At 69.5% G+C, this 15,839-nt stretch carries 12 protein-coding genes and 2 pseudogenes; 7 read left to right on the forward strand and 7 right to left on the reverse strand.

Annotation, left to right across the window (positions count from 1 at the left end; translation table 11 throughout):
* Positions 1 to 474: transposase (locus tag QMF80_RS36220; protein ID WP_283461409.1), on the reverse strand; the 474-nt coding region annotated here is incomplete at its 3' end.
* Positions 475 to 778: 304 nt separating this feature from the next.
* Between QMF80_RS36220 and QMF80_RS36225 the strand changes: the two genes are divergently transcribed.
* Positions 779 to 1,864 (forward strand): BUD32 family EKC/KEOPS complex subunit, encoded by a 1,086-nt coding sequence (locus QMF80_RS36225; protein ID WP_283461411.1) that lies wholly within the window; start codon positions 779 to 781, stop codon positions 1,862 to 1,864.
* 272 nt (positions 1,865 to 2,136) lie between these two features.
* Here QMF80_RS36225 and QMF80_RS36230 read toward each other — a convergent pair whose 3' ends face one another.
* Positions 2,137 to 3,525, reverse strand: coding sequence for an IS1380 family transposase (locus tag QMF80_RS36230; RefSeq protein WP_283461413.1), 1,389 nt, complete (start codon positions 3,523 to 3,525; stop codon positions 2,137 to 2,139).
* A 348-nt stretch (positions 3,526 to 3,873) separates the two neighbouring features.
* Between QMF80_RS36230 and QMF80_RS36235 the strand changes: the two are divergent.
* Positions 3,874 to 4,044: pseudogene (locus QMF80_RS36235) on the forward strand (DUF6000 family protein); the annotation flags it as partial.
* 818 nt (positions 4,045 to 4,862) lie between these two features.
* Here QMF80_RS36235 and QMF80_RS36240 read toward each other — a convergent pair.
* On the reverse strand, positions 4,863 to 6,389 hold the full coding sequence (locus QMF80_RS36240) for an MFS transporter (protein WP_283461415.1): 1,527 nt from the start codon (positions 6,387 to 6,389) through the stop codon (positions 4,863 to 4,865).
* Between the two features lie 790 nt (positions 6,390 to 7,179).
* Between QMF80_RS36240 and QMF80_RS36245 the strand changes: the two genes are divergently transcribed.
* Together QMF80_RS36245 and QMF80_RS36250 are read left to right on the forward strand one after the other, a co-directional pair.
* A complete protein-coding gene (locus QMF80_RS36245; RefSeq protein ID WP_283461416.1) occupies positions 7,180 to 7,953 on the forward strand; it encodes an SDR family oxidoreductase in 774 nt (257 codons plus the stop codon).
* A gap of 283 nt (positions 7,954 to 8,236) precedes the next feature.
* Complete coding sequence (locus QMF80_RS36250; RefSeq protein WP_283461418.1) at positions 8,237 to 8,917, forward strand: pentapeptide repeat-containing protein; 681 nt, start codon at positions 8,237 to 8,239, stop codon at positions 8,915 to 8,917.
* A 120-nt stretch (positions 8,918 to 9,037) separates the two neighbouring features.
* On the opposite strand, the pseudogene QMF80_RS36255 reads toward QMF80_RS36250, so the two are convergent.
* Positions 9,038 to 9,253: pseudogene (locus QMF80_RS36255) on the reverse strand (zinc ribbon domain-containing protein); the annotation flags it as partial.
* A 648-nt stretch (positions 9,254 to 9,901) separates the two neighbouring features.
* Here QMF80_RS36255 and QMF80_RS36260 point away from each other — a divergent pair.
* The 3 genes from QMF80_RS36260 (at position 9,902) to QMF80_RS38195 (ending at position 10,967) form a co-directional block, all read left to right on the forward strand.
* Entirely contained in the window at positions 9,902 to 10,396 is a 495-nt protein-coding gene (locus QMF80_RS36260; protein ID WP_283461421.1) for a hypothetical protein, read from the forward strand.
* Positions 10,386 to 10,526, forward strand: a complete 141-nt coding sequence (locus QMF80_RS36265; protein ID WP_283461423.1) for a helix-turn-helix domain-containing protein — start codon at positions 10,386 to 10,388, stop codon at positions 10,524 to 10,526. The genes QMF80_RS36260 and QMF80_RS36265 overlap by 11 nt, the downstream gene beginning before the upstream one ends.
* 294 nt (positions 10,527 to 10,820) lie before the next feature.
* Complete coding sequence (locus QMF80_RS38195) at positions 10,821 to 10,967, forward strand: hypothetical protein (protein WP_349372277.1); 147 nt, start codon at positions 10,821 to 10,823, stop codon at positions 10,965 to 10,967.
* A 139-nt stretch (positions 10,968 to 11,106) separates the two neighbouring features.
* On the opposite strand, the gene QMF80_RS36275 is transcribed toward QMF80_RS38195, so the two are convergent.
* The 3 genes from QMF80_RS36275 to QMF80_RS36285 all read right to left on the reverse strand — a co-directional run bounded on the left by QMF80_RS36275 (position 11,107) and on the right by QMF80_RS36285 (position 15,561).
* The gene (locus QMF80_RS36275) at positions 11,107 to 11,325 is read right to left on the reverse strand and encodes a hypothetical protein (protein ID WP_283461427.1); all 219 of its coding nucleotides are present in this window, start codon (positions 11,323 to 11,325) and stop codon (positions 11,107 to 11,109) included.
* Between the two features lie 73 nt (positions 11,326 to 11,398).
* Complete coding sequence (locus QMF80_RS36280; RefSeq protein ID WP_283461431.1) at positions 11,399 to 14,188, reverse strand: helix-turn-helix transcriptional regulator; 2,790 nt, start codon at positions 14,186 to 14,188, stop codon at positions 11,399 to 11,401.
* A 257-nt stretch (positions 14,189 to 14,445) separates the two neighbouring features.
* Positions 14,446 to 15,561 carry a Gfo/Idh/MocA family protein gene (locus tag QMF80_RS36285; RefSeq protein WP_283461429.1) on the reverse strand — a complete coding sequence of 372 codons (1,116 nt, stop codon included), beginning with the start codon at positions 15,559 to 15,561 and terminating at the stop codon, positions 14,446 to 14,448.
* Between the last annotated feature and the right edge of the window lie 278 nt (positions 15,562 to 15,839).

A 15,839-nucleotide genomic window follows, 5' to 3' on the forward strand; every position in this document is an offset into this window, starting at 1 on the left:
CGTCTTGGAGACCTCGGCGCCGTAAACCTCCGCGAGGTGAGCGGAGATCTCCCCATGGGTCAGGCCGCGGGCCGACAGCGAGAGCACCATCTCGTCGACGCCGGTCAGCCGACGCTGCCGCTTCTTGACGATCTGCGGCTCGAACGAGCCCTCCCGGTCCCGCGGGACTTCAAGAACGACCGGGCCGACCTCGGTCACCACGGTCTTGGACCGGGTCCCGTTGCGGGTGTTGCCCGAGCCGGCCTTCTCATGCTTCTCGTGCCCGAGGTGGTCGGGGATCTCGCCTTCCAGAGCCGACTCGAGGATCCGCTTCGTCAACTGCTGCAGCGGACCACCCTGGCCCGTCAGCTTGATCCCGTCAGCCTTGGCCCGGTCCACCAGCTGACTGATCAGCTGATCGTCCAGAACCTCCGGCACCAACCCGGACGGCTGTACTTCCGCCACGGCCTCCGCCGACACGGTCACGTCAGTCATCAGGTGTCACTTCCTGCTCGAAGATCCACCGTTGACCGTACAGACCCGCGTCTGGTGCGGCGAGAGTGCGTGCGGGGCGTCGCGACGGGCGAACGCTGCCTGGCGCGGCACTAGCGACCGCCGTGCTGGCGAGGTCGAGCTGTGGCCCTGTCAGGGGGGCGGCACGCGAGTGGCAGGCGCTGAACCGTGAAAGCCGGCGCCGTCCGTCGATTCCGCTGATCTCCACATCGACCTGCACCTACAGTGCAGAGGCAGCAGCTGGTGAAGCACTCGCGGACATGGTGGAAACGAGGTCGGCGTTTCGATGCAGGTAGCAGTCGAGCATCCCGATATGTCGGAAGAAGCGCGCTTGGCTGCCTACAGCGCTGTTTCCACCTCACTCGCCCTGCGAAGTGATCACCGGCTGGCCGAGCTTGTGGACGCCGCCGTGCCGCTCGGCTCCGGTATCGGCGGCAAGTCCGCGCTGATGGAGGTCGACGGAAAGCCGGTCTTCGTGAAACGGGTGCCGCTCACGGACATGGAGCGGTTGCCGGAGCACGTACGGACCACGGCCAACCTGTTCGGGCTGCCCACCTACTGTCAATACGGCGTCGGTGGGCCTGGTTTCGGTGCGTGGCGGGAGCTCGCTGTTCACACCATGACGACGAACTGGGTGCTCGGAGGGCAGCACCAGGGGTTTCCGGTGATGTACCACTGGCGCGTGCTGCCGGACACGACCGCTCTTCCCGGAGAACTCGCGGACGTGGAGCGGGCCGTGGCCTATTGGGGAGGCCGACCCGAGGTACGCCGTCGTATCGAGGCCCTTCAGCAGTCCTCTGCGAGCCTCGTGCTGTTCCTGGAGTACATCCCTCGGACGCTCCACGAGTGGCTCACCGAGCAGGTGCAGGCTGGTGAAGAATCTGCCGACCGGGCTCTCTCCCTGGTGGATCGCGAACTGGAAGCCGGCACGTCCTTCATGAACGCTCGCGGGCTCCTGCACTTCGACGCCCATTTTCAGAACATCCTGACCGACGGCCGACGTCTCTACTTCACGGACTTTGGCCTCGCTCTCTCCTCCCGATTCGATCTGTCACCGTCCGAGACACAGTTCTTCGAACTGCGCCGGACCTACGATCGCTGCTACACGGTCAGCTGGCTGGTGAACTGGCTGATCACTGCTCTATACGGATACGAGCGGAACGAACGGGTGGCGCTCATTCACGCATGTGCCGATGGGAAGAAATCGCCGGACGGATCGCCAAAGGCCAGGGCGATCCTCTCCCGCCATGCACCGCTCGCCGCAGTGCTGACGGACTTCTACCTCAAGATCCAGGAGGAGAGCAGGGAGAGCCCGTACCCCTCGAAGGCGCTTCACCGGGTCCTCGAAGCGGACAGGTCACGTCGTAGCTGAGCAGGCCTCAGGGGCCTTTGCGAATAGCGATGCAGTCGGTCCAGTTGGGCTTGACGAAGTTCGCCCAGTCCGTCGTGATGTCGATGCTGGTCCCCGTTAGCCTCGATCCTTCAGCGCTGATCGTTGCCACATAGGGTGATCACTTCGCCCCGTTTGTCCCCGCTGCTCGGGGTCAGGGTCTTCGCGTGTCGCTGCGGCTGCGCCGGGTTCCACGGTCCCGGGGTGGTGCGGGGTTCTCCTTCCTGGTCTTCGTCGGGGCGGGGGCCTGCTCGTCAGGTGACGGCGGTCAGTCCGGTCAGGCGTTGCCAGGCCAGGACGAAGGCGGCTGCCCAGGGCCAGTCGGGGGCGAGGCGGAGGTGCCGGCGGCGGGCGTGGACGGCGAGGCGGGCGGGCAGGTGGTAGATCCGGAACCGCATGGTGTCGGGTTCGGCGTCGCTGAGGCCGTCCTGGTCGTGCAGGGCCAGGAGGCGGAGCCAGGCGTCGAGGTCGGCGGCGAGGTTCGCGGCGAGCATCCAGCCCTGGTTCGTGGTGAAGGATTTCGAGGGCAGGTTGTGCAGGCCCATCGCCTTGTTCGTGCGTACCCGGTCTTCGACGACCGCGTGGTGCCGGTGCAAAGCGTCCAGCCACTGTGCCTGGTGGGATCCGGGGATCCGGGTCATCTTGCGGATGTTGGTGGCGATGATCGAGTACTTGAAGCCGGTTCTCTTCTCGAAGTCGGTCAGGTTCGCGAGGTGGCGGCTGGAGGGCTTGACCCGGCGGACGATCAGCCGGAGTCCTTTGCCCCAGCCCTCGCGTGCGCTCAGGCCGCTCAACTCCGCGACCCCATAGTCCTCCTGGAGGGTGCCGTCCTGGTTCAGGGAGACCTCCCAGGCTGTTTCGGGCAGGCGGGCGATGGCCGCCTCGTCGGTGTCGGTGATGGTCCAGCCGGTGGTGAAACGGACCGTGCGCCGACGGGTGTTCAAGCCGATGAGGTGTTCGTGCAGGCCGTGGGTGGCACCGGCCCCGTCGACGCGGATCAGGAGTTTCGCGGCCGAGGATCCGGGGATCTGGGCGAGCGCGTCGGCCAGGACCGTGAGGTGATCGGCAACGGTGTTGCTGCCGGCGTTGCCCGGTCGCAACAGCATCGCCAGGCACTCGGACGTGTTCGCGCACCAGGCGGCCAGCGGGTGGAACCCGAGGGTCTTCTTCCAGGTCGCCGTCGCTTGTTCCTTCTTCGAGGCGGCCGTGATGATCGTGGCGTCCATGTCGACGATCACCCAGTTGTGCAGGCGTTTCCCGGCGACGGTGAGCCAGGGGAAGCCGCCGGGCCGCAGGGCCAGCCACGACCACACCATCCGGCGGACCCGTGCCCGGACGCGGGCGATCGCCGCGAGCCGGTCGCCATCGCACAGGTTCAGGGTGCGGTGCACCGTGGAGTCCGAGACACCTGGGCCGGTCATCCGCTCGTGATGCAGAGCGAGTTGCCCGGTCTCCGCCACGCTCCGGGCGCCCAGCGCGATGGATATCGCCAGCTGGACGAACACCACCGCCCTGTCCCGCCACCCCGGCCCGCCCACCGGGAACACCCCAGCCAGCGCCTCCGTCAGCCCCGACCGGTCCGCCAGCCGCCGCAGGAGCACCACCCCGGCATGCCCGACCAGCCCTTTCCCGTCAGCCCTCACGACCAGGCCCCGGTCTCACCCTGTACGCTCGCTCACCAGAAAGGTGTCCTGATTCTTGCAACCGATACTTCCTCGACAGTCGCATCCTCGCAGGCCAGGACACCTTTTCTGCTACCAGGCCGTCAGGCTGGACAATTCCGCTGAATGGTCAGGGTTAGGGCAGCGAGGATTGTGGCAGCGAGGATTGTGGCAGGAACGTCGGCTGCCAGCGCGAGACGGGCAGTGTTGCGGACTGCAAGGCCGCCCAGTCCAAGGCGCCTGAGCTCAGGTAGATGTATTGCGACTGGATTGGGCGGCCCGGGTTCAGACCGGCGAACAGCCATGGGGTAGTGCTGGCAGCACGGTTGGACGGCTTGGCTCGTAGCTGTCTCCCGCCGGACCGAGTTCCGTGAGCGCCTCGGGGAACTCCTGCTGGCAAGCGAAGTCTGCTGTGTTGGGCTGGCTTACAGCATGGCCCTGGCCAGTCTAGGAACGGCGCACGACGCTGATCTGCTCGCCGCCTACCTTGATCGCTACCTCTGCTGGCGATGCTGATGCTGGTGCCGGTGAAGTAGGCGAGGACGGATGCCGACAGGTCGGTGGCCAGCGCGAGACCAGCATTGTTGCGCCCGGCGTGAGGCGCGATGCCGTGTCGGCGGAGCTTCAAGTTGAGGTAGGTGGCTCCGAGAGGGCGGGCAGGCTCCTGCCCGGGGAACAGCCACGGTGTTGTGCTGGCTGTCTGATCGAGCCGCCAGTGTTCCGGGCACTGGTCGCGTAGCGCGCGGACCAACCGAGCGACTTCGGGCGGCAGCGGAAGACGATGGCCTTCGACGTTGAGCGCCATCATCGCGTCGTCGTCGATGACGGGCCTTTGCCCAGACTCTGGACCCGGCTTATGCGGCTTTCGTTCAACGCCGCCTACCAGGACATGACGTCGATCACTGCCATGATCTCTGCGCCGTCGAGACTCTGATGGATGACGAGCTGCACGGCGAGAGTATCGACCGGGTGCCTGGAACGGGCCGAGGAACAGGCCGGGGCCGAGGATGAGGCCCGGCTGAACAGGCCGCTGGGACGGATCCGGGCCCTGCGCCCGGTCCCTGAGGCGGGCTAGGGGCGTGGGCAGACCGCGTCGACATGGGTGCGTGGGGTAGGACCGGGGCCCAGAGCGCTCTGGTGCAGTAGGACCGGACCGAACCCGGCCCCGGTATTCCGCCGGAATACCGGGGCCTTCGCCTGTTCCCGTGGACGGGCGTGGCTGGGCCCCACGTGAACTGGCCCCGACCTTCTACCGGGCGGGGGTGAACGAGTCCGGCCGTTGCCGGTCTGCGTAGACGGGGTAGGGGCTGTGTCGGGTGTCACCCCATGTGGGCGGCCGCGGGCTTCTCGGTGTGGTGTTGTTTGCCGGCGTTGATGGCGAGTGCGGTGACGGCCAGGCCGGCGAGGAACATGGCACCTGCTCCGAGGAAGGCCACGGTGTAGCCATCGGTCAGCGCTTCGGCCGCCTTCGCGACCAGCTGGAAGTCCTTGGCCGCCAGGCCCTGGTAGAGCGTGGAGGCCGCCTCGGGCAGTTTCTCGTTGGCCGCGGAGGTGGAGATCGTCGACAGGACCGCGAGGCCGAGGGCGCCGCCGATCTGTTGGGCCGTGTTGAGCAGTGCCGAGGCGATTCCGGCGTCCTGGTGGGCGACGCCGCTGACTGCGCCTAGCGTCAGGGGGACGAAGCTCATGCCCAGGCCGAGGGCGGTGACGAACATGGCGGGCATCAGATGGGCTGGGTACGAGGAGTCCGGCTCCAGAGCGGCGAACCAGAACATGCCGACGGCCGCGACGAGCAGGCCCGGCCCTGCGATCAAGCGGGGAGTGACGTGGGCGGCCATCTTGGAGCTGACCGCCGCGGCGATGCCCATGCCGGCGCTGAAGGGCAGGTAGGCGCAGCCGGTCTTGACGGGGCTGTAGCGCAGGATGAGCTGCATGTAGAGCGTCAGGAAGTAGAAGGTGGCGAACATACCCGCCCCGATGAACAGCATGGTGGCGTAACTGCCCCACCGGGTGCGGTCCTTGAACAGGCGCAGCGGCATCATCGCGTCCGTGGTGCGGGCCTGCAGGAGCAGGAATCCGATCAGCAGTGCGGCCGCTGAGGTGAACGAGGTCAGGGTGAGGCTGTCGGTCCAGCCGTGCTCGCCGCCGCGGGTGATGGCGTAGACGAGGGCGATCAGGCCGCCGGTGCCGGTGATGGCGCCGGGGATGTCCAGGCGGCCGGGGTGGCGTTCGGCCTCGACCAGGGTCTTGGTGCCGAAGAGGACGGCCAGGCCGATGGGGATGTTGATGAAGAAGACCCAGCGCCAGTCGAGGACGTCGGTGAGTACGCCGCCCAGGAGCAGGCCGACGGTGGCGCCGAGACCGCCCATGGCCGCGTACACGCCCATCGCCGTGTTGCGCGGTTTGCCCGCCGGGAACGTGGTGGTGATCAACGCCAGGGCACTGGGTGCGGCGAGCGCCGCACCGACGCCCTGCAGGATGCGTGCGGAGATCAGCACGCTCTCGTTCGGGGCGAGTCCGCCCAGTAGTGAGGCCAGGGTGAACACGGCGGTCCCGGTCTGGAACATGCGGCGTCGGCCGAACAGGTCGCCTGCCCGGCCGCCGAGCAGGAGCAGGCCGCCGAAGGCGAGGGCGTAGGCGTTGACGATCCACGCCAGGTTGGCGTCGGACACGCCCAGGTCGGTCTGGATGCTGGGCAGGGCGATGTTGGTGATGGTGGCGTCGAGGACCACCATGAGCTGGGCGGCGGCGATCACGAAGAGGGCAAGGCCGAGATGGCGGCCCCCGGGTGAGGTGCCGGCGGTGTCCGGCCGTGCGGAGGCGGCGGTCGTGGTGTCAGCAGACACGGGAAGGCTCCAAGGATCAGCTGCAATGAATTCCCCGGAAAAAGAAATGGGCAGGAGAATGCGCATTTTGATTTCAGGGAAGGAATGAGACGCCCCTTCGCTGGAGAACGGGGCGTCCGTGAGTCAATCCGGGGCAGGGCAGACCGTGGTGACACGGGGCCTCGGCTCGGGAAGAAAGCCGACCTTAACACGACGCCAGAGGTCGGTTCAGGCTTTGCGATTCGGTTCTTGTCGCGCTTGACAAAACCGTCGAGTGTGTGAGCACTGGAGGCGAGGAATCTACTGGCGTCGGCTTGCATTTTCAGCCGAAGCGTGAACACTCGAATTCAGGGGGTGTTGCGCAGATTCGAGGTGAAATGTCATGCGGGAGGGTGCGCTATGCGCCCCTTTTGTGGGCTATATAGTCTCTGCACGCCGGCGTGCGCTTGCGGGAACGATCCGGAGCGACTTCAGCATGCGGCGCCGAAGCTGAGGCGCGGTAAGCGTGGTAGTCGCTCCTGGGATCGCCGCTGGGATCCTCACCGGTTTCGGTACGTTACCGGCTTGTTCATATCTCCCGAGAGAACGCAAGTCGCATCCATTGGATGGTGAGTGACCAGCGCCGAGCAATTGTCAAGGTCTGCGGATATAGAGCGTCAAGAGCCGTTAAATGTGAGCGCGTACCTGGTCTCTCAGGTGTGTTATTCTCAAGTCCTGATCAGCTGTTGTGGCCGTGCGTGCAGAGTTGCCGTGCCTTGGACGACATGCTGTGAATTCACGGTATTCGACGAGACGCATCGTGGAGGTTTATATGACTTCAGGAACCCGCACCTCTTCCCCCGTCGCACTGGTCACCGGCGCGAATAAAGGCATCGGACGTGCCATCGCCCAGCAACTGGCCGAACGCGGCATGACGGTCTATCTGGGCGCCCGGGACGAGAAGCGAGGAGAAGCGGCCGAGCGTGAACTGCGCGACGCGGGTCTCGACGCCCGTGCCGTGCTGCTCGAGGTCACCGACGAGCCCAGCGTCATGGCTGCCGCACAGTGCATCGAGAAGGAACAGGGCAGGCTCGACGTGCTGGTCAACAACGCCGGGACCATGCCGCCGTGGCAGCCGGCCAGCCAGACCTCGACCGGCGAAGCACGGCGCGTGTTCGAGCTCAACGTCGTCGGAGTCGTCACGGTCACCAACACCATGCTGCCCCTGCTGCGCCGGTCGCAGGCAGGGCGCATCGTCAATATCGGCAGTTCCCTCGGCTCGCTGACGCTCGCGGCGCTCAAGGTCTGCCCCGGAGGCACCTATCCGCCGGGAAGCTTTCCGCAGTTCGCCGCCTACACGGCATCGAAGGCGGCGCTCAACGCCCTCACCATCATGTACGCCGACGAACTCCGCGACGCGGGCATCCTGGTCAACACGGCTTGCCCCGGCTATACCGCGACCGATCTCACCCAGGGCGCGGGGCCGCGGACCGTGGAGCAGGCAGCACGCATCCCGGTTCTCCTGGCGACGCTGCCCGACGGCGGCCGAACCGGGACCTTCACCGGCTCGGACGTGAACCTGGTCGAGCTCCCGCTGCCCTGGTGACCTGCGCCAGCGGGGGCTCTCCGGCGCGATCGCTCGACATGACCCGTCCCGAGCACCGATTCCGGCCCCGCGGTCACCTCTGTCGCAGAGAAGCGGCAGAGCCGACAACGGCGCAACCCGCTGCCGCGACACCATGATCCGCTACCCGTGCCGCGATGCCTGGCAGCAGCCAGGGCATCGGGGCGTGGACTCATCCCCTCCCGCCCCGGCTCCATCAGAGCCGCCTGCGCGAGCATGCCCGCTCTGACCCGTTGACCCGATTCCCGCCTCCTGGAGAGACCAGATGCGAGCCCGTGCCGCCCGTGAACGCGCCAAACTCCCGTACGCACACCGCCTTACGGCGTTCACCGGAAGGATGGACCGGGAGGGTGCCTACGAGTGGGTCCACTTCGACCGCTGCGATTTCGAGGACGTGGACGGCGGAAGCTCCGGCTTCACCGAGTCCGCGTTCTCCGCAGTGACCTTCACTCGGGGCCGATACCGGCGCGCCCAGTTCGACGATGTCTGGCTGCACACCGTGCGCATCGTGGGGACCGACCTCGCAGAGACCACCTGGATGGACAGCGAGTGTGCCGAGGTGGTTCTCGCCGGCACAGAACTCTCCGGCTCCCATATGAACCGCGTCACCTTCCACAACTGCAAGTTCGACTCAGTCAACCTCCGCATGGCCAAGCTGCGCAACGTCTCATTCGTGGACTGCCTCCTACGCGACGCCGACTTCGGCGGAGCCACACTCGCCAACGTCACCTTCCCCGGCACCACCCTGGAGCGGGTGCACTTCGACAACGCCAAAATGACGAAGGTGGACCTGCGCGCGGCGGCCGCACTGGATATCTCCTCCGGACTCGACGCCTTGAAGGGCGCAACGATCAGCACCTGTCAACTCCTTGACCTGGCGCCAGCACTGGCCCAGGTCCTCGGCCTCACGGTGAAGGACGAGCAAGTGCACGCGGGAGATCGGTGAGATCACAGGCAACCCCGCCCGGGCCCCCTGTGCACGGCCCTGCGGCTCGCCCCCCACCGCCCCACCGGTGACGGGGCCGGCGGCCCGGTGTCCACCCAGGCGGAGCACGGTGGCCCGTGATCACCAGTGGCTGGCAGCCAGGCAGCGGACATCTGTTCGGTCCTTGTGTCTCTCTCTACCAGGGGCGACTGTCGTTTTGACGGGAACGGCGTGGGCCGCCATGGTGCGTACGGCGTTCAGGTCCCGGTCAATGCTGGTGGTGCAGTAGAACGTCCTGTCCGCGAGCGTGACGCGTGGATTTCGCCATCCGCAGGCGGAGCAGGTCTTGCTGGATGGCCACCAGCGGTCGAGGACAGGTGAGGGGCCGGAGTCTCGTCAGTGGATCTCTTGCGGCGTCTGATTGCGGGTGAGCCGGTCTTCCGCGTGCCACGTCAACCTGCCAGGGCACGGGATTGCTCATGCGGAACTGGTCCAGGAGATCGCGTGCCGGGCATCCGGTCGGGCGCCACCATGTGAAGTCGGAGATTGCCCTTCGGGTCGGGCGTCGTCGAGTGGTCGGCCCCGGGATCCCGGTAATCGGCCCGCCCGTCACGGGGTGGGGCCGATGCGGTGTCAAGCTACGCGCGGCCACAGCGGCCGATGGCGGCGGCGCAGGCCGCGAAGACCTCTGCGGGGCGGCCGATGGACGCGCGGGGTCCCGCTGTCAGGAGCGGGCGCGAGGCTGGGGCGTCGACGGTACCGACGGCGACGGCGCATTCCAACGCCCCGGGGGTGCGGCGGCCGGTACGGAGAACGTCAGCTCGGCGCCATGCGGGCGAGCCCGGAACTGGGCCTGGAGCTGTTGCTCCGCCGTCAGGAAGAGGAACTGGCGCAGCAGCAGCGGGACGTGGCCCGCAGCGAGGCTGCCGCGGCGCAGGTGGTCTCCGCGAATACGCCCGGCTCCGCCCGAACACCGAGATCGACGGTGCGGAGCGGCTCGTGGGGATGGACGCCATCCAGAGCCGTCTTGAGCACGTCGCCCACGGACTGGCCCGGGAATGCCTGGCGATCCTGCCGGGCGGCGCGCTGTCCGAGGCGAGCTTGGAGGCTTCCCGCCCGCTGGACCGGCGGGCGCTGAGCCGCGGCATCGAGATGCGCTCGGTCCACCAGGACAGTACCCGCAACGATCCGGCGACGCTGGCCTACGCGCGGTGGCTGACCGAGCGGGGCGGTCAGGTCCGCACCAGTCCGCTGCTTCCGCCGCGCCTCCTGGTGTTCGACCGCGCCGTCGCGGTCGTCCCCATCGACCCGCAGAACTCCCGCCTGGGCGCCCCTGTGTACCAGCGCCCCCGGGAGCGTCGCGTCGCTGGTCAGCCTGTTCGAGCAGACCTGGGAGTCCGCCGTCCCCCTCGGGGCGGACCGGCCGCGGTCCTGCGACGCACGCCCCACCGCGGCCGAGCTGGAACTGCTGAAGCTCCTGGCCTCAGGGATGACCGATGAGGCGGCCGCCAGACGCCTGGGAGTGTCCCAGCGTAGCGTCAGACGTCGGATGTCCGCCCTGATGGAACGCCTCCACGCGAGCAGCCGCTTCGAAGCCGGTCTCAAGGCGGCGCAGCAGGGCTGGCTGTGAGAGCCACCGGGAGCCGTCGCTCATGTACCGCCAACCCAAGGGGAGTACGGGGATCCGTGGAGCTCGGGGTGCGGGCCCCATGGAGCGGTCGCGGTCGGCGACTGGCGCGGGTACGGGTGTGCGGGAGATCATCCGTCAGTGGGGTGACTGGGCCGGGTGAGAGGGCAGACGGACGGGATGAGCGTGGTGGATGGGCAGGTGTACTGCGGGGACGAAGGCTACTGGGTCCGGCCGGCTCCCGGACGGCTGTACGTGAGGCTGACGGGCGGCCCCCTGGACGGTCAGCTCCTTGACGTGACCAACTTGCCCGATCAGGAGCGGGTGGAGGGCGTGCTCCTGATCACCGATCGGGGCATGTTCGGCCCCGGTGGGCGTGCGCTCTACAGCCCTTCCGAAGCCGATCCCGAGGGAACGTTCCTCTGGGACGGCGACACTCCCTGACCGGCGCCCGCCCCGCTCCCCGTGTGTGCGTAGGGCTCCGGTGCGGTGTGCTCGTAGGACACCTGACTGGACGCCTGCGCATGCTCGCGCGACGGGGCGCACGCCGCTCACCTCGGCGTGCCGGGTGCCGGAGCGGCGGTCATGACGCCAAGCGTTCAGTACCACTTGCTCTCACCCCGGACTCGTGCGCGTCGTCGAACTGGCGCAACGCCTGGAAGAAGCACTTCGCCCGGTAGGCGCTGGTGGTGGCCCACCTACTGCCGCGGTAGTACAGGTCGGCGTTGCCGGCGCCTCCGCTGCCGGTGCCGCTCAGCAGCCCGGGCTGCCAGCAGGGGCCCTGTGCTTCCTCACGGCTCACCCAGCGGGCTCGGCCCACACGCAAGACCCCGCACGCAGGACGCCGCACGCAGGACCCCGTTCGCGCCGCGTGTTCAGGAGAGGAGCCCCAGCACACCGGTCAGGTCGGACCGGCGCTGGACCGCCAGCTTGCGGTACACGCGGGTCAGATGCTGCTCCACCGTGCTCACCGTGATGTACAACTGACTGCCTATCTGCCGGTTCGACCTGCCCGCCGCGGCCAGCGAGGCCACCTGCCGCTCGGCCTCCGTCAGACCGCCGGTGGCGGCGCCCGTCGATGCGGGTACGGCTCTCTCCGGGCGTCCGGCCTCCGCGAGGGACGGCCCGGCCGGGGCCGGGGGCCCGTCGAGCGGGGCCGCGAGGGGTCGCACCCGGTGGGGCGCGCCGCATTCGGTGGCCAGGCCGCGTGCCTCGCTCCAACGCGCCCGCGCGGTGTGCGTGAGGCCCTCCGCCAGGTCCAGGTGGCTGAGGTCGCCGAGCACCCGGGCGAGCGAGAGCCGGCTGCCGGTCGCGCGAAGGGTCCGCTCGGCTTCCTCCAGGTGGGTCCTGCGCCGCCCGGGCTCGTCGAGCGCGGCCAGTACGGCCAAGGCGCGCCCCCGGGCGTCGGTCGGCCGGTCACCCTGCACGATCTCCGCCACGACGAGCCGCCGGGCCCGCTCCGGTTCACCGAGGGCCAGATACGCCTCCGCGGCGTGGGCGCGCCAGCCGAGGGGGCCGAGGGGGTTCCTCTCCCGGGACTCGTCCGCGGGGGCGCAGGCCGTGAAGTCGGTCAGCGCCGCGTGCGGACGGCCCGATTCCAGCAGGTAGCGGCCGCGGGCGATCCGGTACAGCGGGCCGAAGGACGAGTCCCACATCTCATCGGGGACCGGACGTTCCAGGTACTGCACCGCCTGGTGCGGCTCCCCCATCAGGGTGTGCGCGGCGATCAGGACCGACAGCGGCATGCCGACGGCGACGCCCCAACTGCGGTCGGGCAGCAGCTCCAAGGCGTACGCGGCACTCTCCGCGGCCGTGCGCAGGTCTCCCAGGTTCCACCGGATGTGGGCCCGCAGACCGCCCAGGAGTGCTTTGCGGGCCGGGAGCTCGTCCGGGGTCAGACGGCTCCACTGCTCCTCGCAGAGCCGGTCGGCGAGCGTCATCTCGCCCTTGCGCGTCAGCTCCAGGACGGCCGCGAGATCCAATTCACGGAACCAGCGGGGGTTGATGACCGCCGGCACGGACGGCCGTTCGACGGCGTCGTGGCCGTCGTTCCCGGCCGGGGCGGTCACCGACGGCGCAAGCAGCCGGCGGCCCCCGGGGACGGACTCGGCGCAGGACGCCGACATCGCCGCCGGCGCGTGCCGACCGGGGGCGGCGGTGCCCCCGGCGTCGCAGAAGTAGGCGTGCACCCCGGGATCGGCGAGCAGGTCCGGCCACAGGCAGCCGATGAGCGCCTGGAAGCCCCGTACCTCGTCGTGCGTGTGGGACGGTTCGCAGGACTCGACCAGACGGGTCATCACTTCCCGCGCGCGCTCGCGCCCGCCGAACCAGAGGAACCAGAGGACGAGGAGTCGCAGCGCGCCGCAGTCGACCTCTCCGGCGCGCGCCGCCGCCAGCAGCCGGTTCACCTCCGGCTCCGCCGCCAGGGGATTGACGTAGCACAGCGTGCCGATCATCGCGGCGATGATCCTGCCGCGCTGCCCCGGGCCGAGCTCGGCCCGGTCGGCCAGCCGCAGGCAGGCGAGCGCCCGGTCCGGCTGCCCGGCCATGAGGAGCTGCTGCCAGGCGAGTCGCAGCACGCGCACCTGGGACGGGTCGGGCCGGTCATCCGCCGCGACCAGGTGCTGGGCGACGGCGGGGGCCGGGGCGCCCTCCGTGAACAACAGCGCGGCGGCCCGCCGGTGCAGGTCCGGGAGTTCGGCGCCGAGCATGCTGAGGACGGCGCCGGGGACGGCCGGATGCCGGAAGCCGCCGTTTTCCAGCAGGCCCGCGCGGTCGAGTTCGGCGAGGTGCTGCTCGATCTCCCCGGGCGGCCGCTCCAGCAGGCGGGCGGCCCGCAGGGGAGTGCTGTCGTCACCCAGTACGGCGATCGCGCGGACCGTCTCCGCGAGAGGGGGATGGCGGACCAGACCGGCGACGTAGGCGGTCCGGAAGGCGGCCCCGACCCGGACCGGCGGCGGGTAGGCGGCCGCCGGGTCCACGTGCAGATCGCGGACGAGCGCGGTGGCCAGCGCGGGGTTCCCGCCGCTGATCCGGTGGACCGCGCCGGTCGGCCCGGCGGCCGCGCCGACGCCGGTGGCCCGCTCCAGCAGTTGCCCGACCTCCTCCTCCCGCAGGTTGGCGACCTCGACCAGCCGGGTGCCGGAGAGCCCGAGGAACTCCAGATGGTCACGGATGCCGTCGCGGGAGGTGCGCGGGCAGGCCATCACCAGGGTGATCCGGTGGGACTGGGCCCGGCGGGCGAGGTGGAGCAGGCAGGACTGCGAGGCGGGGTCCACGTGGTGGACGTCGTCGACCAGGATGAGGATCCCGGTGTGCGCGGCGGCCGAGACCAGCGCGGAAACCAGGCCCTGCACGTCGTGCGAGGGGACGGTGCCCGACGGGGCGGCCAGCGCCCGGTTGCCGACGATCCGCCGCAGGGCCGACCGGATGCCGTCGGGAATTGCGGAGGCGTGAACGAACTGCTCAAGGATGGAGAAGTGCACGTCGCGTTCGTCGCGATACCCGGTGGCGGGCAGGCACACGAAACCGGATGCCTCCGCGCGTCTCTTCACCTCGTCAAGGAGAAACGTTTTCCCCGTTCCCGGGCCCCCCTCCAGGAAGAGGACGCCGCCGCGCTGCTCGGCCTGTTCGATGAGGTCATCGGCATGGGACAAAGCCCGCAGCCTTCCACTCGCATCCCACCGTTCTGTTCACACGCACGGAACAGAACGGACCTGCCCAGCTGGGCGGGCGGCCTCCGGCCCAGCTGATGATCAAGTCTACGTGGGGCCTCGTGGGGCGACGGGGGCAAGGAACTATATCCCGCCATTTTCCGCCATAGGAACAGAATCGGACGCCTCTGGGGGGAGGGTCAGGGTCAGGGCTGGAGGCAAGGCGACCGCCCGCCGTCGGACGTTCCTCCCCTCGCGGAACGGGCCGCTCACGGCGCCCCCCGCTCGGGCTCATCATTGGCCGGAACAGCGCTGTCCACCCGCTGCGGCCGGCCGGTCCTGGCAGACGCGTAGACCGCTGTCACCACAGCCACCGCCTGCCGCCCGGCAGCCCCGTCCACCAGCGGGGGCCGCCCATCGAGGACGGCGTCGCAGAAGTCGAGGAGCTGGTCCCGGTGCGGCTGGTACAGCAGCCCCGAAGCGTCCCGGGCACCGTCGCCCGTCAGCGACGCCGCGTACGTGGCGGACTGGTCGGCGGCGCCGAAAGCCCCGTACGCGGGCGCGTCCTCACCCTCCTCGGCGAGGTGCAGGTAGGCGAGCCTGTCGTCGTCGATGACCACGGAGCCCCGGTCGCCGTTCACCGCGGTCCGGGCGGTGCGCCCGGGGTAGGCGGCCGTGGTGGCGAGCAGGGTGCCCAGCGCGCCGTTCGCGAAGCGCAGGCTGGCCGTCGCCACGTCCTCGACCTCGATGCCGGGGTGGGCCAGCCGCGCCGTGTGCGCGGCCACTTCCACCACCGGGCCGGCCAGCCACTGCACCAGGTCCACCGCGTGGATCGCCTGATTCATCAGTGCCCCGCCGCCGTCCAGGTCCGGCGTGCCGCGCCAGCTGCCGGAGGCGTAGTACGACGGGCCGCGCCACCACGACAGCTCGGTCATGACGGAGGTCACCCGGCCCAGCCGCCCGGACTCGATCGCCGTACGGGCCAGCCGGGCGGCGGGATCGAAGCGGTGCTGCGACACCACGCCGAGCGTCCGCCCCGTCTGCCGGGCCACGGCGATCAGACGGTCGGCCGCCTGCGGCGTCACGTCGACCGGCTTCTCCACCATGACGTGCTTGCCGGCCCGCAGGGCGGCCTCGGCCAGCTCCGCGTGGGTGCCGCTCGGGGTGCACACGAGTACGGCGTCGACGTCCCGCCGGGCCAGCAGCCCCCTGACGTCGGTCACGTCGCAGCCCACCTCGGCCGCCAGTGCCCCGGCACGCGCTGGGTCCCGGCCGGCGACCGCGGCCAGCCGTGCCCGGCCGGCCAGTCGCTCGTCCTCGCGCGTCAGCAGCCGGGCCAGGAAGCCGCCGATGGACCCGCAGCCGATCACTCCGAAGGTGAGCACGGAAACACTCCTACAGTCAGGGCCGTGGGATCGGCCGGGCAGTCGGGAAGCGCCGGGGGCGGCGCTCCTGTTCGTCGGGATCGACCGGGTCGTGCGGCGGACAGGACGAATGCGGGCAAACGCCCGGGGGACGCCCGGAGCGGGGCGAACTCCGAAGCCCGCAGCGGGTGCTGGGGCGCCAGTTCCTGCCGCATGGTCCGCAGCAGGGTCATCGCTGTCTCTTATACACAGCTGACGCTGCCGACGAATGCGGCGGTGTAGATCTCGGTGGGCGCCGG

This window comes from Streptomyces sp. G-G2 (assembly GCF_030063135.1).
Lineage (GTDB): Bacteria > Actinomycetota > Actinomycetes > Streptomycetales > Streptomycetaceae > Streptomyces.

Bases quoted from the DNA above. Each gene is read 5' to 3' on its own strand.
- QMF80_RS36250 (WP_283461418.1), top strand. From the start codon at position 8,237: ATGCGAGCCCGTGCCGCCCGTGAACGCGCCAAACTCCCGTACGCACAC.
- QMF80_RS36260 (WP_283461421.1), top strand. From the start codon at position 9,902: ATGGACGCCATCCAGAGCCGTCTTGAGCACGTCGCCCACGGACTGGCC.
- QMF80_RS36245 (WP_283461416.1), top strand. From the start codon at position 7,180: ATGACTTCAGGAACCCGCACCTCTTCCCCCGTCGCACTGGTCACCGGC.
- QMF80_RS36225 (WP_283461411.1), top strand. From the start codon at position 779: ATGCAGGTAGCAGTCGAGCATCCCGATATGTCGGAAGAAGCGCGCTTG.
- QMF80_RS36265 (WP_283461423.1), top strand. From the start codon at position 10,386: ATGACCGATGAGGCGGCCGCCAGACGCCTGGGAGTGTCCCAGCGTAGC.